At 67.9% G+C, this 19,886-nt stretch carries 22 protein-coding genes and 1 pseudogene; 15 read left to right on the top strand and 8 right to left on the bottom strand.

Annotated elements, in window-relative coordinates; translation table 11 throughout:
• Positions 1 to 37 precede the first annotated feature (37 nt).
• From AC0VYL_RS21140 to AC0VYL_RS21150, 3 genes are all read right to left on the bottom strand, one after another.
• Complete coding sequence (locus tag AC0VYL_RS21140) at positions 38 to 184, bottom strand: hypothetical protein (protein WP_475481289.1); 147 nt, start codon at positions 182 to 184, stop codon at positions 38 to 40.
• A 74-nt stretch (positions 185 to 258) separates the two neighbouring features.
• Positions 259 to 678: a hypothetical protein gene (locus tag AC0VYL_RS21145; RefSeq protein WP_475481290.1), complete on the bottom strand. Its 420-nt coding sequence runs from the start codon at positions 676 to 678 to the stop codon at positions 259 to 261.
• A complete protein-coding gene (locus tag AC0VYL_RS21150; RefSeq protein WP_475481291.1) occupies positions 675 to 1,097 on the bottom strand; it encodes an ATP-binding protein in 423 nt (140 codons plus the stop codon). The genes AC0VYL_RS21145 and AC0VYL_RS21150 overlap by 4 nt, the downstream gene beginning before the upstream one ends.
• Before the next feature lie 202 nt (positions 1,098 to 1,299).
• Here AC0VYL_RS21150 and AC0VYL_RS21155 point away from each other — a divergent pair, with 202 nt between their 5' ends.
• The 3 genes from AC0VYL_RS21155 to AC0VYL_RS21165 all read left to right on the top strand — a co-directional run bounded on the left by AC0VYL_RS21155 (position 1,300) and on the right by AC0VYL_RS21165 (position 2,785).
• Entirely contained in the window at positions 1,300 to 2,109 is an 810-nt protein-coding gene (locus AC0VYL_RS21155; RefSeq protein ID WP_475481292.1) for a helix-turn-helix domain-containing protein, read from the top strand.
• Positions 2,025 to 2,285, top strand: coding sequence for a DUF397 domain-containing protein (locus AC0VYL_RS21160; protein ID WP_475481293.1), 261 nt, complete (start codon positions 2,025 to 2,027; stop codon positions 2,283 to 2,285). Before AC0VYL_RS21155 ends, AC0VYL_RS21160 begins: the two co-directional genes overlap by 85 nt.
• Positions 2,286 to 2,386: 101 nt before the next feature.
• A complete protein-coding gene (locus AC0VYL_RS21165; RefSeq protein WP_475481294.1) occupies positions 2,387 to 2,785 on the top strand; it encodes a DUF397 domain-containing protein in 399 nt (132 codons plus the stop codon).
• Here AC0VYL_RS21165 and AC0VYL_RS21170 read toward each other — a convergent pair.
• Positions 2,676 to 3,488 (bottom strand): radical SAM protein, encoded by an 813-nt coding sequence (locus tag AC0VYL_RS21170; RefSeq protein ID WP_475481295.1) that lies wholly within the window; start codon positions 3,486 to 3,488, stop codon positions 2,676 to 2,678. The two genes, AC0VYL_RS21165 and AC0VYL_RS21170, sit on opposite strands and share 110 nt — an antisense overlap.
• A 101-nt stretch (positions 3,489 to 3,589) precedes the next feature.
• On the opposite strand from AC0VYL_RS21170, the gene AC0VYL_RS21175 reads away from it, so the two are divergent.
• Positions 3,590 to 4,120, top strand: coding sequence for a hypothetical protein (locus AC0VYL_RS21175; RefSeq protein ID WP_475481296.1), 531 nt, complete (start codon positions 3,590 to 3,592; stop codon positions 4,118 to 4,120).
• A gap of 185 nt (positions 4,121 to 4,305) precedes the next feature.
• Positions 4,306 to 4,734, top strand: coding sequence for a glycine zipper domain-containing protein (locus AC0VYL_RS21180; protein ID WP_475481297.1), 429 nt, complete (start codon positions 4,306 to 4,308; stop codon positions 4,732 to 4,734).
• Positions 4,735 to 4,842: 108 nt separating this feature from the next.
• On the opposite strand, the gene AC0VYL_RS21185 is transcribed toward AC0VYL_RS21180, so the two are convergent.
• A complete protein-coding gene (locus AC0VYL_RS21185) occupies positions 4,843 to 5,571 on the bottom strand; it encodes a hypothetical protein (RefSeq protein ID WP_475481298.1) in 729 nt (242 codons plus the stop codon).
• 388 nt (positions 5,572 to 5,959) lie between these two features.
• Between AC0VYL_RS21185 and AC0VYL_RS21190 the strand changes: the two genes are divergently transcribed.
• The 4 genes and pseudogenes from AC0VYL_RS21190 to AC0VYL_RS21205 all read left to right on the top strand — a co-directional run bounded on the left by AC0VYL_RS21190 (position 5,960) and on the right by AC0VYL_RS21205 (position 8,377).
• On the top strand, positions 5,960 to 6,496 hold the full coding sequence (locus tag AC0VYL_RS21190; RefSeq protein ID WP_475481299.1) for a hypothetical protein: 537 nt from the start codon (positions 5,960 to 5,962) through the stop codon (positions 6,494 to 6,496).
• 300 nt (positions 6,497 to 6,796) lie between these two features.
• Entirely contained in the window at positions 6,797 to 7,327 is a 531-nt protein-coding gene (locus AC0VYL_RS21195) for a hypothetical protein (protein ID WP_475481300.1), read from the top strand.
• A 57-nt stretch (positions 7,328 to 7,384) separates the two neighbouring features.
• Positions 7,385 to 7,921 (top strand): DUF3592 domain-containing protein, encoded by a 537-nt coding sequence (locus tag AC0VYL_RS21200; RefSeq protein ID WP_475481301.1) that lies wholly within the window; start codon positions 7,385 to 7,387, stop codon positions 7,919 to 7,921.
• A 152-nt stretch (positions 7,922 to 8,073) separates the two neighbouring features.
• Positions 8,074 to 8,377: pseudogene (locus tag AC0VYL_RS21205) on the top strand (DUF397 domain-containing protein).
• A gap of 521 nt (positions 8,378 to 8,898) precedes the next feature.
• Here AC0VYL_RS21205 and AC0VYL_RS21210 read toward each other — a convergent pair.
• The gene (locus AC0VYL_RS21210; RefSeq protein ID WP_475481302.1) at positions 8,899 to 9,966 is read right to left on the bottom strand and encodes a DUF2637 domain-containing protein; all 1,068 of its coding nucleotides are present in this window, start codon (positions 9,964 to 9,966) and stop codon (positions 8,899 to 8,901) included.
• 194 nt (positions 9,967 to 10,160) lie between these two features.
• Between AC0VYL_RS21210 and AC0VYL_RS21215 the strand changes: the two genes are divergently transcribed.
• From AC0VYL_RS21215 to AC0VYL_RS21225, 3 genes are read left to right on the top strand one after another with little or no spacing between them, the layout of a single operon-like run.
• Positions 10,161 to 10,727, top strand: coding sequence for a helix-turn-helix domain-containing protein (locus tag AC0VYL_RS21215; RefSeq protein ID WP_475483554.1), 567 nt, complete (start codon positions 10,161 to 10,163; stop codon positions 10,725 to 10,727).
• A gap of 40 nt (positions 10,728 to 10,767) precedes the next feature.
• Entirely contained in the window at positions 10,768 to 10,926 is a 159-nt protein-coding gene (locus tag AC0VYL_RS21220) for a helix-turn-helix domain-containing protein (protein WP_475481303.1), read from the top strand.
• Entirely contained in the window at positions 10,926 to 12,131 is a 1,206-nt protein-coding gene (locus AC0VYL_RS21225; RefSeq protein ID WP_475481304.1) for a tyrosine-type recombinase/integrase, read from the top strand. The genes AC0VYL_RS21220 and AC0VYL_RS21225 overlap by 1 nt, the downstream gene beginning before the upstream one ends.
• 246 nt (positions 12,132 to 12,377) lie before the next feature.
• Here AC0VYL_RS21225 and AC0VYL_RS21230 read toward each other — a convergent pair whose 3' ends face one another.
• Positions 12,378 to 15,605: an efflux RND transporter permease subunit gene (locus AC0VYL_RS21230; protein WP_475483555.1), complete on the bottom strand. Its 3,228-nt coding sequence runs from the start codon at positions 15,603 to 15,605 to the stop codon at positions 12,378 to 12,380.
• A 561-nt stretch (positions 15,606 to 16,166) separates the two neighbouring features.
• Complete coding sequence (gene cmtR, locus AC0VYL_RS21235; protein ID WP_475455264.1) at positions 16,167 to 16,517, bottom strand: Cd(II)/Pb(II)-sensing metalloregulatory transcriptional regulator CmtR; 351 nt, start codon at positions 16,515 to 16,517, stop codon at positions 16,167 to 16,169.
• 167 nt (positions 16,518 to 16,684) lie between these two features.
• Between cmtR and AC0VYL_RS21240 the strand changes: the two genes are divergently transcribed.
• The 3 genes from AC0VYL_RS21240 (at position 16,685) to AC0VYL_RS21250 (ending at position 19,880) form a co-directional block, all read left to right on the top strand.
• Entirely contained in the window at positions 16,685 to 17,596 is a 912-nt protein-coding gene (locus AC0VYL_RS21240) for a cation diffusion facilitator family transporter (RefSeq protein WP_475481305.1), read from the top strand.
• Between the two features lie 177 nt (positions 17,597 to 17,773).
• Positions 17,774 to 19,168, top strand: a complete 1,395-nt coding sequence (locus AC0VYL_RS21245) for a TrkH family potassium uptake protein (RefSeq protein WP_475483556.1) — start codon at positions 17,774 to 17,776, stop codon at positions 19,166 to 19,168.
• Between the two features lie 40 nt (positions 19,169 to 19,208).
• Complete coding sequence (locus tag AC0VYL_RS21250; protein ID WP_475481306.1) at positions 19,209 to 19,880, top strand: potassium channel family protein; 672 nt, start codon at positions 19,209 to 19,211, stop codon at positions 19,878 to 19,880.
• Positions 19,881 to 19,886 lie beyond the last annotated feature (6 nt).

Raw genomic sequence — 19,886 nt, forward strand, 5'->3', positions numbered from 1 at the left:
TGCTGAGGCGGCGGGGGTGCGTCGGCGGTCCACCGGTTCAGGGGGCGAAGGTACGCTCCAGCCGGTTGAGGTGCTGGTCGACCTCGTCCAGGGAGTAGAAGAGTTCAGCGGGGTGGTCGAACGTGGTGAGCACGTAGATCGCTCCCAGGAACCGCGCCTGCCGGGAAAGGCTGCACCCAGCCACAGCGGCTCTCCACCGCAGATCCACGAAGCTCTGTCGGTGTTGGGAGATCTGCGGTCTGCGGTCGATGCGACGGCTCATCGCTGCTCCGGTCGCTCGGTGAGGTAGTCGAGCACGCCGAGGTCCTGGGCGTGGACCGGGAGCGTGGCGTCTCCGAGGATGGTGACGCGCCGGGTGCTGCTGGCCGAGTGCGGCATGGTCCATTCGTCCGGGCCTCGGGCCGGGTACTCGACCAGCCACCACAAACGGTCCGGGCTGGGCTGGTGCAGGCGCAGCGCGAAGGCTCGAAGAGGGCCGATTCCTATGGGTCCGCCCCGGTCCCAGAAACGGTCTCGGTACAGTTGCGCGTCGATCGACCATTCACCGACTTCGACCTGGGGTGTGTAACCGAGGTCGATCAACACGGCCTGCATGGCTGCCATGGCGGTGTGCGTGTGGCCGGTGGGGCGCGGCATGACCTGGGTCAGCGGCACCATCGACAGGAGGGGGCCACTCATCGAGGAACCTCAGCGAAGACACCAGTGCCGTACCGCAGGGCACCCCAGGAGGTGGAGCAGTCAGCGACCAGGGTGAGCCCGCGGCCGTGCAGGGCCGTCGGGACCGGGGTTCGGCGGGTGGGGGTGCGTCCCGCCCGGGGACCAGCGTCGCGAACAACGACGCGCACATGGTCTCCGTGGAGGTAGAGACGCACGGTGAATATTCCGCCCTCGTCCCCGCTGAACGTGTGGTCCACCGCGTTGGTGACCAGCTCCGTGATCACCAGAGCGAGGTCCTCGGGGACGTCGATCCCCCATGTGGAGAGCGTCTCGCGGGCCCACGTGCGGACTTCTCGCACCTGGTCGTGCTGGCCGGGGAATCGGCCGCAGGCTTCTGTGATCCACCTGGGGTGGGTGGGTTTCAGGGCGGTATGCTGCATTCGTCTTCACCTCGGTACGTCGGGGTGGGGTCTCAGCCCCGGGCGGCCGCTCTCTACTTCGGCCACCGGGGCTTCTTTCATCCGTGACCTCGTGCAGCCACCATGCCTGAGCAGCGATAAGACGGACCAGTGGTGGGCACGTTCTGCATTCTGATTCGGACTTCGTGTAGCCATTCGGGGTCGCTTGAGGCAGTCTGGGGCTATGCCACCCAAGACCTCCCCCGCCGAGCAAGCCGCTATCAACCAGTTTGGGGCGGAAGTTCGCCGTCTACGCGAATTGGTAGATCTCAGTCAGAGGGAGCTCGGTGATCTCACATCTACCTCAAAACAGCAGGTGGGATCTATCGAACGTGGTGAGAGGCGACCCTCGAAGATCTTCGCGGAAGACGCCGACCGGGCCCTGAACGGCCACGGACGCCTCCAGGAGTTGTGGCCAGGGGCGAAGCGAGCGCAGCCCTGGTGGTTTCAGAAGTACGTCGACATCGAAGGGAAAGCCCAGGTCATCCAAGAGTTTCAACCCCAGGCCGTTCCGGGGTTGCTCCAGACCCATGACTACGCAGCTGAAGTTCTTGGTGCCTCGTTCCCACCATTGACCTCAGAGGAACAGGATCGTCTTTTGAACTCGCGGTTGGCGCGGCAGAAAATCCTCGCCAGACTGGATCCGCCCCTTGTGCACTTCGTCATTGAAGAGGGGGCTCTGCGCAGGTCAGTGGGGAATTCAGAGGTCATGCTCGAACAGTACGAGTACATGATCGAGCAGGCTCAGAAGAGGCACATCCAACTCCAGGTGATGCCGTTCGACCGAGGAGCACATGGCGCCCTGAATGGAGCATTCATCACTCTCAGGATGACCCTGCTGGAGTGCCTGGTGTACGCAGAGCTACCTGAGGATGGCCAGATCATCGCGGACTTGGATGTCGTGGCACGATGTCTGGAGCGGTTCGGGGCGCTTCGAGGTCTAGCGCTTTCGCCCGCAGAGAGCATCGATTTCATCGCATCACTGAAGGAGTAGTCGTGCGTGCACAGGACTGGCACAAGTCCAGCTACAGCGGAAACCAGGGCGCGTGTGTCGAGGTGGCCGAGGGGAAGATCACTAGGGTCCGAGACACCCAGCATCGGGAGTCGGGGGAAGTAGCCATTCCGTCCAGTGAGTGGACTGCTCTGCTCGACGCGGTTCGCACGAAGTAGCAACGAAAGAAATCGGCCCCCGCCATCCTCACTGGCGGGGGCCGGTTCGTGTCCGGACCCTGACTAGGGTATCTCTCACACATGACGACACAAGGAGTAACGTGACGAACCAAGCCGAGACCACCCCTGACCTGCCGCCGGAAGCCAACGGGAACGTCAAGTGGCACGACACGACCGACGCGTTGTGGATGCGCTCGTCGCTGTCCGACCCGGAGGCCGAGGCGATCGTGGAGGTCGCGGAGTTCGACGACGGGTTCCGCGCGGTCCGGGACGGCAAGGACCCGGGGAAGGGCACCCTGTTCTTCACCCCCGCCGAGTGGGACGCGTTCGTCCTCGGTGCCCGCGACGGTGAGTTCGACATCCCGGAGGAGTACCTCACCGAGGAGGAGATCAAGATCCAGCGCGGCCACAGCGAGGTCGAGGCGACCTGGGTTCCCTCCCCGCTGAACCGGCCCGACTTGCTGGAGGCCTACGAGCGCCGGACTGCCGACGCGTCCTAGCCTCTCGAATCGCCCACGAGCGGGCCGCCGCGTTGCTAGCGTCGGCCCCGTAGTAGGAGGTGGCGAGCGACATGCCGGGACGCTGGAGAAGGCTCCACCACTCGGGGGTGACGTGGACGAGGTTGGAGTACACCTCGACGCTCAACCCCCGGTCGAGAGCGTGCTGGGCGATCGTGGCCGCGTCCGGGTGCAGGGTCGGTTCGCCGCCGATCAGCTGAACGTGGAGGGTGCCCGCGTCGGCGGCCTGGTCGATGGTGCGCAGCCAGTCGGCCCGGGTCATGGTGCCGTGGTCAGCGGATGGTCCGGACTCGTTGTAGCAGTGGGCGCAGGCGAGTTGGCACTTGCGGGTGAGGTCGAGCCAGATGAAGCCCGGGGCCCTGGTGGGTGCGTCGGGGGTGATGGTCACGTGTCCTCCGTGGGGGGTGAGGGTGTGTTGCCATCTGGGGAGACGGGAGCGCCACGATCGTAACGGTGAGTGGTCGGGGTGTCGCGTGGTTGGCAACATCCGGCCACGAGGCGGCCGCCCGCCCGTGACAGAGCGGGTGGCCAGAGGTAGCACGCGGTCCGCTCGCGGGCGGCGTGCGGTGGTAGCTAGCTGGAACCGTGCAACCGGCGACGTCCGCCACGGCGTGTAGGGCCTCGCGCCGCGCCGCCCACGCACGTCTTCGAGGGTGGGGCGGGCGGTTTCGTTGTCTGTCCGCATCCGGTCACATGACGCGCTCCGCCCGCCACCTCCGGCATGCTTTGGCCGGATCAGGGAAGGTATGTGAACTTGCCTCCACCCTCAGCAAGAAAAGGACTTCCATGGAACCCAACGTCGATCAACTCGGGGACCTTCTGCGCGAGTACCGCACTGACAGCGCGCGGCTCCAGCGGTTGGGGGGTGTCATGGCGGCCGTCGGAGCGGCCGTGATGCTCGGTGGTGTGGCGGTGGTCGTCGAGATGGAGGGCTGGGCGGACGACGGGTTGTACGCGGCGGGGATGCTGCTGGGGGTCGGAGCGATCATCCTGGGCCTGGGGGTGTGGCGGCTGGTGCAGTGGCGCCGCACCCTGGATCGGACCATCGGGGTGCACGTCCGCGGGCTGGTCCATCGGCAGGCGGGGACCACCACCACGCTGCTCTGGAGCGAGGTCTCCCGGGTGGACGCCACCGCGGGCGACGGGTTGCCCTTGGCCGAGGTTCGGGGCGCGGGTTTCCAGTGCTTTGTATCCAGGAGTGGGGGCGGCGGGGTCGAGGTGGACGCCTTCTTCGAGGACGCTCGGGAACTGGCTGAGTTGGTGTACGCCGGGTGGAGCTCCCACGGGCCCGGAGCTGGGGAGAACGGGCAGCGTTGACGTCCACTTGTGGGCGGGCTGCGCACGAAGGCTGCCTACCTGCCCCGTTGGCGGGCACTGGCCAGGCCTCCCCAGGCCAGACCGCCGTCCCTGGCGTTCGGGGCGACGACGGGGACTGCGGTCTACTTCTGGTCCTCCCCTCGGACCCGGCAGGAAGGGGGATGCCCACACGAGCACATGCCCAGGTGACCATCACCCTGTTGTCCCTGGCCGCGATCGCGGTCGCCACCGTCTACAACGGGCTCACGGTGCTCACCGGCGTGCTCTGGCTGGCCTGGGTAGCGACCGCACTGGTCACCACCCAGGCCGCATTGAAGAGCGACGACGATTGGCACGCCTGCACTTCTTCGTGTCTGACTGCTCGATTGCAACCCGGCAGGTGTGCGGGACGTCCAACGTCCAACGTCCAACGTGCGAACCACAGACAGGAGCACGTCGTGACCGGGAAGCAAGGAGCAAGCGCAGGCACCGGAGTGGCGATCGGCCTCGCCCTGGGGATCGCCCTCGGGACGGCGTTCGACAACCTGGCGTTGGGAATCGTGGTCGGGGCTTTGCTCGGCGCCGCTGTTGGTACTGCCGGTGGAGAAGTGAAGGGCAAGCGCGCGACCGACTGAACAGGGGCCGCCCCGACCCACCGTGATGGTGGGGCGGGGCGGTGTCTTCGTGTGTGGGCCAAGGCCACTCAGACCCCCATCAGTGGCTCCGGCCGGGATATCCGCTCGTCATCTCAGTCTGTTGCCGAGCACGCGGGCGCTGCTGAACGTACCGGGGATCGCCATCTGTGACGGGTCGTAGCCAGGGGCGAGCTGGACCGCCCGCACAGCCGACCTCTCGGCCTCCACCGCAGCGGACGGACTCTCCTCACGTGTGGCCCGTCGCAAGTGCAGCTGGGCGCGGGTGTGCTCGAACTTCGACCGGCGCGGGTCATCGGGGTGGGCCACGGCCAGCGCGCGCTCGGTCAGGGCCAAGGCCTCGGTGACACCGTCCGGGCCCTCCACGCCCTGGCCGAGGAACTCGGCCACCTGCACCAGCCGAACGGGCAGGTGCGGACTGTGGGCGTCGGTCATCTCCAGTGCCTCGCGGGCCAGGCCCAGGGCCCCGGCCAGTTCCGTGGGGTCGGCGTCCGGATCCCGCGCGAAGGTCTTCGCCCATCGGGCTGTCAGGGACCCGGCGAGTTGCTGGCGGAACATCGCGGCATCGGGGTCCGTACTCCCGCCCAGACGGATCGCCTCCTCCAGATGGTGACGGCTGCCCTCCGCGTCCTCCGGGTCCTCGCCATCCAGGTAGCGCATACCCAGGGCCAGCCCCAGGAGGTAGTGCGACCAGGGGTCCGACCCCTGCTTCTCCACCAGGGCACGGGCCCTCTCCACCACTCCCCGGACACCGTTGGAGATGGTGGGAAGGAGGATCTCATCGAGGAGTTCGGCGCGAACACGGGCGAGGTCGGACATCTGGTTCCCCGGGGGTCGTCGGGCACGAAGGGACGATACTAGCGGGTGGCGAGGATCACCCCGCATAGGGGTGGTTCTCCCTACGGCGCCGGCTTCAGGCCCTTCTCCCGGGGGACGCGCCCCTCCCCAGGCCTGCGGCCGCCTGAGAGGCCGTTGGAGCCGGATCCATACCGTGCGGCCCTTCTGCGGTAGCCTCAGGCCTCCCCCCGTCCCTCCGAGGAACCCCATCATGCGCATGCGCACCCCGTACACATCTCCACTCATCCTGCTCGCCACGGCCCTGGCGATCGGCGGCTGTAGTGCACCGGAGCCAGCTCCCCCCAACTCCGCCGCGGTAGAGCGCACTCCTCCGCCCTCCCCTTCGTCGCCGCCGCCGGAGCTCGAAGAATTGGAGGACCTCAAGACGTACTGCTTCGAGTCGAGTGACCATGACATCGGCGACGGCCATCCGGGCACGGCCGAGTACTCCGGTGAGGGCCCCCATCCCACCGTGGTGTTCGGCTGGGACCTGGGCACCGGCCTTGGAGGTCAGCCACTCACCCTGATCGACTACACCGGCGACTTCGAGGAGTGGGCGCCCGACGACCCTGCCGAGGCCGAACTGCTGGTCTGTGCCAGCCCCCTTGCCGGGTCGGAGGGCGACGAGAGGCTCGACACCTGCGAGTACCAGGAATCGGGCGCCTACCTCTTCGCCCCGCCTCCCGATGACGCCGAGACATGGTCTGCGGAGCTGTACCGGGTCTCCTACGAGTACACCGTCTACGCATTGCGCACCGGCACCGTCGTGGACTCCGGCGAACTGACTCCGGACGAGGCCCGGTGCCCCACCTACATCGGGGGCCGGTCCCCCAGGGTCTATCTCGACCTGCCCAACGCAATGCTGGAGGAGGCCATCAGGGACACGGTCGAGGGTGAGGCCCCGTGACCGGTGCCTTGGAGTCGGCGCTCAGTCCCGTGTGTCCCGGCCGTCCGCAGCGGTCTACGCCGAACTGCATGACGCAGCCGGACCGCACCCCGCAGAGCCGATAGACACAGTTGTGGCAGTTGGTGTGCAGGTCACTCGTCGGTGTCGCGGGTAAGGGTGGCAGTCTCGGGAATGAGCGCACGCCCCCACGCGGTCCCGATGCCGTCGGTGGTCACGTGCAACCTGTCCTGTTGCCGGGCGTTCGGGAAACCACCCCGTATAGGGTGTTCCGGTCCCATCGGTGTTCTGAACGGAGACGGCGTGACCACACCCCCACAGCAACTCCCCCTCCTCAACCAGGCCGTGGCGTCGTGGTCTCGCATGGAGACCCTGATCGGCACACCCCTCGCGGAGCAGGCGTGGCGGGAACACTGGGAACTGGTGCTGCGGCTGCGCAGGTCCTACGTCCTGTTCTGCGTGGGCACCGGGCTGTTCACCGCGGGGATCGCCGCCGTGTCGGTGACCCTGCTGGGACTGGTGTGGCAGCAGGGAGAGGAATTCCCCCTGTCCGTCCTCCCCTTCGTGTTCACCCCGCTGATCCTGGGGCCCATGTGGAAGCGCAGGACGGCAGCGACGGTCACCCCGTTCCTGGGCCAGCGCCGACACGTGTGGCCCCGCTGGCTGTTCGGACTGGTCTTCCCCGTCGTCCTCCTTCTCGGAGTGTTCGTGCCCTGGACCCCCGCATGGACCGTCGTGGCGGGACTCCTGTGCGCCGCGCCCTGGTGGCTCAGCGCGACCCTGGAACAGCGTCGGCCCGTTCCGTCCTACCCGGCCGCGTGGCTCGGCTCCTGAGGTCGGACCCGAGCCGGGCGTTGTTTCCGAGACCCGGCTCAGGGCACGTGGTGCCGTATGGCTGACAGCGACCCCCTCGAATCGCCGGCCCCCCGCCCCCGGAGGCCGCGTCTGCGTGACCGCGTCCTCTCGGTGACACCGGTGCTGGTGGTGTTCGTCCTGGCCGCGGTCCTCGGGGCGCGGTTCGCCCATCCCGACATGGAGGAGTACCCCGACTACTCGGAGCGGGCCAGGGCGGAGGTCACCCACGTGCGAGTGATACCGGGGTCCGGGCAACCGGGGATGGGGGCGCAGGACACCTTGGTGCCGGAGGTCGTCTACACCGTCCGAGGCGTGACCCACACCGCCGAGGTGTTCGGGAGGCTGCCCGAGGAACCGGCCGAGGGAGACGTACTGACCGTCGCCTACGACCCCCGCGCCCCGGGGGAACCGGCGTCCCTGACCCTCGCGGCGGATCCCGCGCACAAGCGGCCACGGCTGTTCATCGCCCTGTTCCTCGGATGGATCCTCTCGGTCGGTCTGGCGGCCCTCGGCGTCGTCGTCTGGCGCAACCCGTATGAGTGGACCCCCGCTCCGGGACCGGCCACGGGTTGAGCACGGAGGCGATGCTGACGGGCCCCGCGTCCGGGAGCCGTGGACACGGGGAGACCCGCACCGTCCCGGCACGGGCCTCCGGGGCATCAGCGCTACCTGCCCCGGCCCCCTGTCTCCCCGCACGCACCCGACACACAGACACCACGCAGACGGTGTGGTCGCGGTCCTCCTTGCCGAAGTGGTCGCGGAGATCGCGGAGGTCGACGACAGCTTCCGCGCGGTGCGCGACGGCAAGTCCCCGGAGAAGGGCACCCTGTTCTTCACCCCCGCCGAGTGGGAAGCGTTCGTCCTGGTGCCCGTGACGGTGAGTTCGACATCCCGGAGGAGTACCTCACCGAGGAGGGGGCCGCGATCCAGCGTGGGAAGAGCGAGGTCGAGGCGACCTGGGTTCCCTCCCCACGGAACACGCCAGAGGCGATGGAGGAGTCCGAGCATCGCCAGGCGGAAAAGCACTGAGCATCGCCTCGGCGGCCGTTCCCTGCGCACCTGGCTGGAACACCACCTACTAACCTAGTAGGTGATCGCTTCTTCGCACCCAGGTCGGACACCTGGAGGCAGAGACCGTTGAGTGACAACCTTCCTTCGAGCCGCGATCTCTCAGTGCGACCCGGGCTCGGTCCGGGGACAGCGTCGTTCACCGAACTCCACTGGGAGTCGGCCCGAACCCCGAGCGAGATCGCGCACGACATCCAGGCGCGCATCACCCAGGCACTGGCGCCGTAGAACCGAGGCGGGCTCGAACTCGCGCCGCCACCGCGACCCGGAATCCGCGCTCGCTCACGCCGCCCGGCAGACGGAGCGGACGGCGTCCGCTCGCGGACTCATACGCCACAGGAGCGATCTCTCGGGAGCGACCATGCTCGCCGCCGCCGACAAGCGGAGAAGCATGGGAACGGTCACTTGCCCAGCAAGCGAACGTCGAGCCCGACCGAGAACGGTCGGAGACCCCGACCGGCGGTCGGGGCCCCGCCTCCGGGTCAAACCGGTACAGGCTCGATCACCTGCTGAACCGGTTGCGAGTCCTCCGCGCGGCGCTCGGCCTCCTTCTTCACAGCCCGTGCCCAACGACGGTTGCTGGTGGGAACCCCATACATCCGGCACAACGAACGTTCCGAGGGCAGCGACATTCCCCCGGTGATCGCTTGCGCGTACATATCCACGGCCTTGTCGAACACGGCCGGGTCCTTCGATGGTGGCATCGGGGCGAGCGTTGCCCCTGCCTCCCGCTCCTGCTGGTGGTGGCTGATGATGTCGTCTACCATCGCGGCGGCTTCCTCAACACGGAAGCCCTTCCGCAAGCGCACTGACACCGTCGCGGGCACCCTCCACGCCCATCTCCACCCGAACTCTCGGCGCAGCCTCTGGATCGCTTCCATCCGGATCATGTGGAGCTCCAGGGCGTCCTCCCAGTTCGCGACCGCCCAGAGCTGCTGGCGTCGGGTGATGCCCGCTGAACCGATCGGGTCCCACATCCACCGGGCGGTGGGCACGCGTGTTCCGGCGTCGGTTTGAGCTTGCTGGAACGCCTGTCGGCGTGAGGCGAGGAGGGTCTCCAAGAGCAGGGCCGCGATCACCGGCATTCCGGCGCGGGCGACCTGCGCGGCTGCTGCCAGGTCGGCGGCGTGAATCCACTGGAACCAGGCGGACGCGGCGATGATGAGGATGACCATCATCCGGGGAAACAGGGCGCGCTGGCCGGTCTTGGCCAGGCGGTAGGCGGTGTGGGCGAAGAAGGCTGCGACGCCGTCGATGCCGAGGAACACGGCGACGGAGAGCAGGGGGCCGAGTCCCATCTCGTCGCGGGCGAAGCCGATGAGGCCTTCCGCGACCAGTGCGCCGACGACGATCAGGAAGGCGATGGTCAGGAGCAGCTGGACGAGATCGTCGCGTCGTTCCTCGGGCAGGGAGCGCAGGGCTCGTACTGCGGAGGCGATGACGCGGATGATGAGGAGGCTGATGAGTGCTGCCCCGGTGAGGACGGGGATGAGGTCCCACCAGGGGATGGTGGTGGCTGCTTCGAGAGCACCGACGATACGATTGTTCATGCTCGTTTCCTGCGATCTCAGGGTGCGAGTGGGCCCTGGCACGGCGTTGCAGCGCTGTGCCGGGGCTGTCGGTTAGGTGTGGGGGTGCTACGGCGCCCCCTTCTTTCTTGAGTCAAGCTTCTATCAAGATGAGCTAGGATGCAACCATGATGAACTAAGAACAACGAGAAGAGAGGAGGTACACCGTGGCCACCATGTTGGGCTGGGACACTCTCAAGATGAGCGAGAACACCAACCAAGGCCGACGAGCGAACGAGCTCGGACCCACAGGGCAGCAAGTGGCTGCCAACCTCAAGCGCCTACGCGCCGCGCGGGGTCTCAGCACCACCAAGCTGGCCGAACAACTCACCGAGGAACATGGCCGACCGTTCACTGCTGGAGCCGTCACCAGAATCGAGCACGGCAGGCGACGCGTTGACACCGACGACCTCATGGCCCTGGCCGCGGCCTTGAAGGTGTCCCCCAGCGCGTTTCTGCTCCCGCCAACGGCTACAGGTGAGGTCGAGGTGACGGGCCTCGGTGAGGTCACAGCACATGACGCCTGGCGCTGGATCGACGGGCAGTGGCCCATGGAGGCCGCCCGAGACCCGGAGACGCTGCGACGTCAGCTCCTGGACTTCCACCTCCACTCACGCCCAGCGGGCATCGCCCCCTACATCGACGTGGAGAGCGCGGTCCGGCACCTCAAGGATTTCAGCGAAACACCGTTCGAGAAGAACCAAACACCTCCCCCACCAGGGGGAGCCCCACATCCTGACTAGAAAGTGAGACACCGTGTCGCTCGGAGGATCGAACCGCCTCATGACCCCAGAGGATGTTTCCGAGTACCTCGCCGTTCCGAAGAAGACGGTCTACGCCTGCTGGAAGACGTGGGGACTCAAGGGAATCCGTGTTGGCAAGCACCTGCGCTTCCGTGAGCGTTCGGTGGAGGACTACCTCACCCGGAACACGGTCGTCTGATGGCGTCGGTTTTCAAGCGCTGCTCCTGTGCCAAGGGCCTCAGCGACGAAAAGAAGAAGATCCGCCTCTGGAAGAAGTGCGATCACTCCGCCACGGTGCAGTGGCGTAACGGCGGTCGCGGCTCGAAGCTCCAGACCATGACCTTCAAGAAGAAGGAGTACGACGGGGACCAGTGGGGCGCTGCCAACCGCTGGGCAGCGAAGGTCGAGGGCGCCCACGCGGTGCAAGAGGTAGTGAAGGCTCCCCAACGGAAGGGCCGAAGCTTCCAGGAGGCCGCCGAGAAGTTCCTTGAACAGCGGGTGGGTCCGGATAGCACCACGATCAGCTACCGGAGCAACCTGCGAACCCATATCTACGACTTCGACCTGGGCGGGACGTCCTTCGGGTCGCTTCAGGAGACGGAAGTCACGCGGGAGAACGTCAAGTCCCTCGTCGCGGGGAAGATCGAGGAGGGGTACGCGGCTAACACGGTGGCCTCGATCTACATCGCTGTTGCGGCCGTCTTCAAGGACCTCAAGGCGAGCAAGATCATCGAGCACAGCCCCTGTGCTGGTGTCCAACTCCCCGAGCATGTGGAGTCTCGGGTCTTCGTGTCACCCACGCTGGAACAGGTGGACACGCTGGCGAGCCGAATCTTCGGGCCCTGGCAGATCGCTGTGTACCTCGGCTACGCAGGGGGACTCCGTATCGCTGAATCCTTGGCGGTGTCCCGACCCAAGATCATCGAAACGGGAGAGGGCAAGGTCCTACGCATCAACCGGCAGGTGAAGAACGTCCACACCCTGGTCCCGTTGAAGCGCCGTAAGGCCCACCAGTACCGCGACATCCCCGTGACGAACTACATGGAGCAGAAGCTGGACGAGCACATCGAGCGGTACGGCATCCCCAAGGACGGGTACCTGTGCCCGGGGAAGTTCGGACCGTATGCGAACCTGACGATGTTCTACCAGGACTTCCGCGATGGGGTTGGAGCGGCCGAGCTTCCGGACGAGTTCACGTTCCACTGGCTGCGGCACGCGTTCGCTTCACGGGCGATTCAGGACGCCCAGTTGTCGCTCCCCCAGGTGGCCAAGATTCTGGGCCACAAGAACTCAGCAACTACAGAGCGTGTCTACTGGCACCTCCTCCAGGGGTCCACCAGCAACGCCATCAAGCTCCTCAACCGGACCTTCACGGAGCAGGGCTTCCAAGTGATGGCGGCGTGATGGCAAAGCGCTCGACATCAAGGGCCTGACCTGCGGATTCTGCACCCTATGGGGAGATAGCACAAATCGACATACCGGTGACACAGAGGAAGGGCCCTGGATCCCCTGATTCACAGGGCTTTGCGCTCAGCCGACGGCTTCGGGCCCCTCGCGTCCCCCAGCCGTCCCGGAGCCTCAGGGAACGCGGAGGAGGGTGCCCCGCACGTGGACCGCGCGGGGCACCCTCCTGGGTTTATGGCTCCGGAGCTAGCCTCCGGTGGCCGTGTTCTGCTTCTCCGGGACCTCGCCCGCGTCGCCCTCGGCCGTGGGGCCGTCGCTGGACGCCCTGTCCTCGGCGCGGGCCCGGCGCTTGGCGCGGCGCCGCTCCTGGCGGGCCGCCGACCTGGCCTCACGGCGCTGACGGCGGACCTCCACCAGCTGGTAGAGGACCGGGACCAGAATCAGGGTGAGCAGGGTCGAGGTGACCAGGCCGCCGATCACCACGAGGGCGACCGGGGCGGACACGAAGGCGCCGCCGCCTGCCAGCCCGGTGGCCATCGGGACGAGCGCGGCGATGGTGCCGACCGCGGTCATCAGGATGGGGCGCAGGCGGTGCCGGGAGCCCTCGACGATGGCCTCGCTGAGGTCCATCCCCTTCTTCCGGTTCTGGTTGATCAGGTCCATCAGCACGATGGCGTTGGTGATCACGATGCCGATCAGCATCAGCATGCCGATCAGGGCCGCGGCGCCGATCGGGGTACCGGTCAGCATCAGCAGGCCCAGCGAGCCGGTGGCGGCGAACGGGACCGAGACGAGCAGCATGAGCGGCTGCATCAGGCTCTTGAACGTCGCGACCATGATCAGGTAGCAGATGATGATCGCGGCGAGCAGCGCCAGACCCAGCTGGGCGAAGCCCTCCGTCTGGTCCTGGCTGACCCCGCCGAGGCTGGCGGTGGCGCCCGAGGGCAGGTCCATGCCGTCCAGCGCCTGGGTGATCGCGACGCTGACCGCGCCGAGGTCGGAGGCGGTGGGGTTGGCCGACACCGTGGTGCTGGTGACACCGTCGATGCGGGTGAGCTCCGGCGGCTGCTCGACCTCGGAGACCTCGGCCACGTCACCGAGCTCGATCTCCTGCCCGGTGGGCGTGGTGATCGGCAGCTCCCTGAGCTCGGCCACGGTACCCGGCGCGTCCTGGACCAGGACGACGACGTCGCGGCGGATGTGCTCGATGGTGGCGTCACCGACGTCACGGCCGTTGAACGCCGCGGAGACGGTCTGGCCGACCATGGTCTCGTTGAGGCCGTACTCTGCGGCCTCCTCGCCGTCGACGTGCACCTCCAGCGCTGGCTGGGACTCCGAGATACCGCTGGTGACGTCGTCCGCGCCGTCGATCTCGCGCAGTTCGTCCTCGATCATCCCGGCCGCCTCGACCAGGGTGTCCTGGTCCTCGGCGGTCACGCGGACCTCGATGCCGGATCCGCCCATGCCGCCCGTGGAGTCCAGGCGCGGCTCGTACTCGGTGTCGAGTCCTGCGAAGGTGTCCCGCAGGACGTCGCGGTTGCGGATCTGGTCGGTGTCGGGGTCGGCGGTGATGGTGTAGTCGATCTGGTCGGCGGCACCGCCGCCCATCATCGGGTTGCCTCCGACGTTGACCTGGTAGGTCTCGATCCAGGCCATCCCGGCCAGGGCTTCCTCGACCTTGACGGCCTCGGCGTCGGCGGCCTCCAGGGACATGCCCGGTTCGAGCTCCTGGATGACCGTGTAGGTGTTCTCCTCGGCCTCGCCCAGCCAGTCCGTCTCGGAGTTGGCGGCCATCACGGCGGTACCGCCGAAGATCGCCACCGAGGCGGCGAGCGTGACCACCGTGGCCACCTTCCGCTTGGTGGTGATCCACCGGATGACCGGCAGGTAGGCGCGCTGGAGCGGGGTGCGCATCTCGCGCTGGTAGGCCGCGTGCTCGATCTCCTCGCGGCTGGAGTCCCCGACCTCGGCGGGCCGCAGGAACCAGTAGCACAGGACCGGGGTGATGGTCAGGGCGACGAGCAGGGAACCGGCCAGGGCCAGGCTGCTGGTCACCGCGAACGGCATGAAGATCTCACCGACCATGCCGCCGACGAAGGCCAGCGGGAGGAACACGGCGATGGTGGCGAAGGACGAGGAGGCCACGGCGGTGGCGACCTCGCGGACACCGTCCTTGACGGCGGCCATCCGTTCCTTGCCGTAGTCCATGTGTCTGCGGATGTTCTCCAGCACCACGATGGAGTCGTCCACCACCCGGCCGATCGCGATGGTGATCGCGGCGAGGGTGAGCATGTTCAGGGTGAACCCGAACGCCTGCATGCCGATGAAGGCCGCCAGGACCGACACCGGGATGGACACCGCCACCACGAGCGTGGAGCGGATGGACAGCATGAAGACCAGGATCACGATGACCGATGCGGCCAGGCCGTAGGCACCGGCCTCGAACATGTCGGTGATCGAGTCGTTGATGAAGGGCGCCTGGTCGAAGACGACGCTCAGGGAGATGTCGTCACCGAGCAGGTCGGACTGCTGGTCGAGGACCTTCTGGACCCCGTCGGAGATCTCGACGGTGTTGCCGTCCGGGGTCGCCATGACCATGAGCGCGACGCTGGGGTTGCCGTCCAGTCGGGCGATGGAGGAGGCGTCCTCGGTCACCATCTCGACGTCGGCCACCTCGGAGAGCTGCACGGGCGAGGGCGCCGGGGCGGGCGGGGCGCCGGGCATCGCGCCCGACGGGTCCGCGCCCTGGGACGGCTGCACCCACACGTCCTCGATGTCGTCGAGGCTGGTGAGCTGGTCACCGGTGGTGACGCTGAGGCTGCGGCCGTCCTCGTCGATGCTGCCGCCCGCCATGAGCAGGCCACTGGACTCCAGGGCGTCGGCCAGGTCCTGGGTGGTGATCCCGGCGTCGGCGAGCTCGTCCTCGTCCGGGGTGATCTCCACGCGCTGGTCGGGGACGCCGGACAGGTTGGCCGAGCGGACGCCCGGGACCGACTCCAGCTCCGGGATGAGCACGTTCTCGATGGAGGAGGCCATCGACTGCTCGTCGCCGCTCTCCGTGCTGGCGGCCAGCATCATCACCGGCATCATGTCCATGCTCAGGGCCATGACGGAGGTGGAGACGTCGTCGGGGAGCATCCCGGAGATCTGGTCGACGGCGACCTGGGTCTCGCGGACCAGGGCGTCCTGGTCGCGGCCGTAGTCGAACTCCGCCATGATCTGCGCGGACCCGGTGGTGGAGGTCGAGGTGATGCTGTCGACCCCCTCCACGCCCTGGAGGGCCTGTTCGAGGGGTTCGGTGACCTGTCCCTCGACCACCTGAGGTGTGGCGCCCTGGTACTGGGCGGAGACCATCACCATCGGCAGGGACATCTCGGGGAAGAGCTCACGCTTGGACGACATCGCCGCGAGGACGCCGAAGAGCAGGACGGCCAAGGTGATGAGGAGGACCAGCGCCCGGTTGCCGAGCGACATGACCGAAAGGCGGTTCACGCGTTCGTCCCTTCCACCGGGTGGGCGGAGCCCCGGGTGAGGGGGTGCTCCGCGCCGGGGGCCGTTGGGGCCTGTCTGGACATGAGAGGTGCTCGCTCCTAGCTCGCCGTGTGTGGGACGGCCGGACCCGGGTGTGCGGCGTTCGCTCGTCGAGCGCGCGCTCACCGGTGCGGTCTCGGTGCCGATCCGCGAGGACGTGGGTGTGGGGGATGCGGGTGTCGTCCGCCTGGTACGGGGCCCGCGAGGGCTGCGCATCCGCCGGGCGCACCACTCACCATACGTCGCGTTATATCGGAAGTTGGGCGGAACCCGGGAGGTTCAGGGATCTCTCAGGGACATGTCAGCCTTCTGTCAGGGTCCCGTCCGACCAAAGTTAGGGACACCCTCAGAAAGTCGGTGGTCGCCCGTCCCGAAGTGGGTCTTCGTGCACTCCGAACTCACGGATTCCTGTAACGGACATCACAGGTCGCGTTCCGGCCCCCCGAAACCCTCCGAAGGCGCACTCACCCGCACCCGGCACGCCCGACGGCGCGCCGCGGTGACTCAGGCGACCGGCGCCTGTTCCCCTGGTTCTCCCTGGGAGTCCAGGGCCGCGTGCGGCTGCGTGGTGCCCCAGACGACACCGAGGAGGTCCTCCAACGCGTGGGCCAGGGACGCGTCGACGAGTTCGTAGCTGACCTGGCGACCGCGCGCCTGGGTCCGCACGAGTCCGCAGTCCCGCAGGCAGGCGAGGTGGTTGGAGACGTTCTGCCGGGTGAGGCCGAGCCGGTCGGCCAGCCCGGCGGGGTAGTCGGCGCCCTCCAGCAGCGCCAGGAGGAGGCGGCACCGGGTGGGGTCGGACAGGGCGCGGCCGAGACGCTGGATCGCGGAGAGGCGCTGCTCGGAGGTCAACATGAAAATCATTGTACATCGTTTGCTGTATAGACAGTCCTCGCTGTATAAACAGTGAAGGCTGAACTGTTCGGCCGGACACCCGGGACCGCCCGAGCGCGCGGGCCCGCAGCAGCAGACCGCCGCGACGCGTGGGGACACCACCGTTCGCAGAACCGAGGAGGGAACCCATGGGCGCGGGACACGACCACGGCCCGATCACCGCCGGGGCCGCCAACAGCAGGAAGCTGGCGCTGGTCCTCGGGCTGATGCTCGTCGTCGCCGTCGTTCAGGTCACCGGCGCCGCCTTCAGCGGCAGCCTCGCCCTGCTCGCGGACGCCGGGCACACCGTCACCGACTCCTTCGGGATCGCCCTGGCCCTGGCCGCCGTGTGGATCGCCGCACGCCCGGCCACCAGCAAACGCACCTTCGGATTCCAGCGCGCCGAGATCCTCGCCGCCGCCGTCAACGCGATCGTGCTGTTCGCCCTGTGCGCGTTCATCGTGGTCGAGGCGGTCGACCGGCTCCGCGACCCCGCCGAGGTGTCCGGACTCGGCATGGTGGTGGTCGCCGCCTTCGGCCTGGTCATGAACATCGTGGCGATGGTCGTCCTGCGCTCGGGCGCCAAGGAGAGCCTCAACGTGAAGGGCGCCTACCTGGAGGTCATGAGCGACGCCCTGGCGTCGGTCGGCGTGATCGTGGGCGGCCTGATCGTGTGGCTCACCGGCTGGCAGCAGGCGGACACCCTGGTCTCGCTCGGCATCGCCGCGATCATCGTGCCCCGCGCCTGGGCACTGCTCAAGGAGGCCGTCCACATCCTGCTGGAGGCGACCCCCAAGGGCATGGACCTGAGCGAGGTCCGCGAACACCTCATGAACCACCCCTCCGTCATCGACGTCCACGACCTGCACGCCTGGACCATCACCTCCGGGGTCCCCGTGATGTCCGCGCACGTGGTGGTCTCGGAGGACGACCTGCGCGACTCCGGGAGAATGCTCGACGAGCTGCACGAGTGCCTGACCGGACACTTCGACGTGGAGCACTCCACCCTCCAGCTGGAACCGCCCGGCCACGCCGACCACGAGGGCGCCCGGCACCCCTGAGGGGTCCGACGCCACACGGAGGGGCGACGTGCCCGGAGCGGGGGGCTTTGGCAGTATTGTTCGGGTCCCCGAGCGAGGAGTGTCCGTGTCACGCAACGCCGACCACCAGGCACGTCAGCGGTGATCCCACCGCCCGCGCGCCGACCTCCCAGAGCGCTGCGCCAGCTCGTTCGCGGCCTGCGCTCGCTCCGGGGAGCGGCACGGAACCGCAACCGGGGCTCGGAGTGGCACGCGCCGCGCGAGTCCCGCGTCTGGCTCAAGCCGGCGCGCGTCTTCCTGCTGATGTTCGTGACCGTCGACCTCGTCGGCGCCGTCCTCCTCAGTACCCCGTGGGCCACCACGGACGGCCGGGGGCTCCCCTTCGAGCAGGCCCTCTTCACCGCGACCTCCGCGCTCTCGGTGTGCGGCCTCAGCGTCGTCTCGATCGGCGACGACCTGAGCGGGTTCGGCCAGGGCGTGGTGCTGGCGCTGATGCAGGCGGGCGGCATGGGCATCATGACCCTGGCCTCGCTGCTGGGCACCGCCGTGATCCACCGGTTCGGGCTGCGCATGCAGCTCAACGTGCAGGCCGAGGTGCGCACCCTCTGGGTCGGTGACGTGCGCGGCCTGGTGAGCCGGGTGCTGACCATCTTCCTGGTCTGCCAGGGGATCACCTTCCTCCTGATCACCCCCCGTATGTGGCTGGGCTACGACCTCACCTTCGGCCAGGCGGTCTACTCCGGCTTCTTCCACTCCATCTCGTCGTTCAACAACGCCGGGCTGTCCCTGTACCCCGACAGCTTCATCCGGTTCTCCGGGGACGCGTTCGTCCTCTTCCCCATCGCGCTCTCCTCGATCCTGGGCGGGATCGGCTTCCCCGTGCTGCTGGAACTGCGCCGCCAGCTGCGCACCCCGCGCCGCTGGACCCTGCACACCAAACTCACCGTCACCACCACCAGCCTGCTGTTCGTCGTGGGAGCGGTGCTGGTCACCACCATGGAGTGGAACAACCCCGCCACCCTCGGGCAGCTGCACTGGTGGGCGAGGATCACCGACGGGTTCTTCGCCGGGGTGATGCCGCGCAGCGGGGGCCTCAACTCCGTGCCCACCGGCGAGATGCAGGACTCCACGCTGCTGCTGACCGTCATGATGATGTTCGTCGGCAACGGCAGCGCCGGAACGGCGGGCGGCATCAAGGTCGCCACCCTCGCCGTCATCTTCCTGGTGGTGCTGGCGGAGGTCCGCGCGCACGACCGCGTGCACGTCTACGGCCGCCAGCTCCCCTACGACGTCATCCGCCAGGCCCTGAGCCTGGTGTTCCTGTCCGCGACCGTCGTCGCCGTGAGTACGGTGCTCATGCTGTACGCCACCCGGTTCAACCTCATGCAGGTGCTGTTCGAGGTGGTGTCCGCCTTCGGCGTGGTCGGGCTGTCCACCGGGATCACACCCGAGCTCGCGCCGTGGAACCAGTACCTGATGGCGGTGCTGATGGTCGCCGGGCGGATCGGGCCCGTCACCTTCGTGACGGCCCTGGCCTTCCGCGACCGGCACCGCCGATACGAGCTCGCGGAGGCCCGACCGATCATCGGTTGAGCGGCGGGCGCACCCAGCACTTCCCCGGAGGAGAGGGCACATGCCACATCGAGACAGATCCGACGACAAACGCGTGCTGGTCATCGGCCTCGGCCGGTTCGGGAGTTCGCTCGCGCTGGAACTGGTCAACCGCGGGTGGGAGGTGCTCGGCCTGGACTCCAACCCCCGTCTGGTGCAGACCTACGCCGACGCGCTCACCCACACGGTGGTCGCCGACGTCACCGACGAGGAGGCCCTGAAGCAGATCGGCGCGGCCCAGTACTCGCGGGCCGTGGTGGCGATCGGCAGCCACCTGGAGGAGAGCATCCTGGCCACCTCGCTCCTGGTGGACATGGGCGTGCCCTCGATCTGGGCGAAGGCGACCAACCGCAGGCACGGGCGCATCCTGGAACAGGTGGGCGCCGACCACGTCGTGCTGCCCGAGCACGACATGGGCGAGCGGGTGGCCCACCTGCTGTCCGGGCGGATGCTGGACTACGTGGTGCTGGACGCGGGCTTCGCGCTGGGCAAGACCCGGGCGCCGAAGTCGCTGCTGGGTCGGACGCTGCGGGAGACGCGGGTGCGCCAGCAGTACGGGATCACCGTGGTGTCGGTGAAGAGGGTGGGAGCCTCCTTCACCTACGCGACCCAGGAGACCGTCCTGCACAAGGGCGACGTGATCGTGGTGGCGGGGCGCACCGACGACGTGGAGCGGTTCGCGGAGACCACCTGAGCCGGG

This window comes from Nocardiopsis sp. iso_238, assembly GCF_056173325.1.

What these genes read in the sequence shown, in the direction of transcription:
- AC0VYL_RS21175 (WP_475481296.1), top strand. Translation starts at nt 3,590, where the DNA reads ATGGAACCCAACGTCGATCAACTCGGGGACCTTCTGCGCGAGTACCGC.
- cmtR (WP_475455264.1), bottom strand. Translation starts at nt 16,517, where the DNA reads ATGTTGACCTCCGAGCAGCGCCTCTCCGCGATCCAGCGTCTCGGCCGC.
- AC0VYL_RS21250 (WP_475481306.1), top strand. Translation starts at nt 19,209, where the DNA reads ATGCCACATCGAGACAGATCCGACGACAAACGCGTGCTGGTCATCGGC.
- AC0VYL_RS21225 (WP_475481304.1), top strand. Translation starts at nt 10,926, where the DNA reads ATGGCGTCGGTTTTCAAGCGCTGCTCCTGTGCCAAGGGCCTCAGCGAC.
- AC0VYL_RS21200 (WP_475481301.1), top strand. Translation starts at nt 7,385, where the DNA reads ATGGCTGACAGCGACCCCCTCGAATCGCCGGCCCCCCGCCCCCGGAGG.
- AC0VYL_RS21160 (WP_475481293.1), top strand. Translation starts at nt 2,025, where the DNA reads ATGTCTGGAGCGGTTCGGGGCGCTTCGAGGTCTAGCGCTTTCGCCCGC.
- AC0VYL_RS21145 (WP_475481290.1), bottom strand. Translation starts at nt 678, where the DNA reads ATGAGTGGCCCCCTCCTGTCGATGGTGCCGCTGACCCAGGTCATGCCG.
- AC0VYL_RS21210 (WP_475481302.1), bottom strand. Translation starts at nt 9,966, where the DNA reads ATGAACAATCGTATCGTCGGTGCTCTCGAAGCAGCCACCACCATCCCC.
- AC0VYL_RS21170 (WP_475481295.1), bottom strand. Translation starts at nt 3,488, where the DNA reads ATGCGGACAGACAACGAAACCGCCCGCCCCACCCTCGAAGACGTGCGT.
- AC0VYL_RS21185 (WP_475481298.1), bottom strand. Translation starts at nt 5,571, where the DNA reads ATGTCCGACCTCGCCCGTGTTCGCGCCGAACTCCTCGATGAGATCCTC.
- AC0VYL_RS21155 (WP_475481292.1), top strand. Translation starts at nt 1,300, where the DNA reads ATGCCACCCAAGACCTCCCCCGCCGAGCAAGCCGCTATCAACCAGTTT.
- AC0VYL_RS21215 (WP_475483554.1), top strand. Translation starts at nt 10,161, where the DNA reads ATGTTGGGCTGGGACACTCTCAAGATGAGCGAGAACACCAACCAAGGC.
- AC0VYL_RS21230 (WP_475483555.1), bottom strand. Translation starts at nt 15,605, where the DNA reads ATGTCGCTCGGCAACCGGGCGCTGGTCCTCCTCATCACCTTGGCCGTC.
- AC0VYL_RS21240 (WP_475481305.1), top strand. Translation starts at nt 16,685, where the DNA reads ATGGGCGCGGGACACGACCACGGCCCGATCACCGCCGGGGCCGCCAAC.
- AC0VYL_RS21150 (WP_475481291.1), bottom strand. Translation starts at nt 1,097, where the DNA reads ATGCAGCATACCGCCCTGAAACCCACCCACCCCAGGTGGATCACAGAA.
- AC0VYL_RS21220 (WP_475481303.1), top strand. Translation starts at nt 10,768, where the DNA reads ATGACCCCAGAGGATGTTTCCGAGTACCTCGCCGTTCCGAAGAAGACG.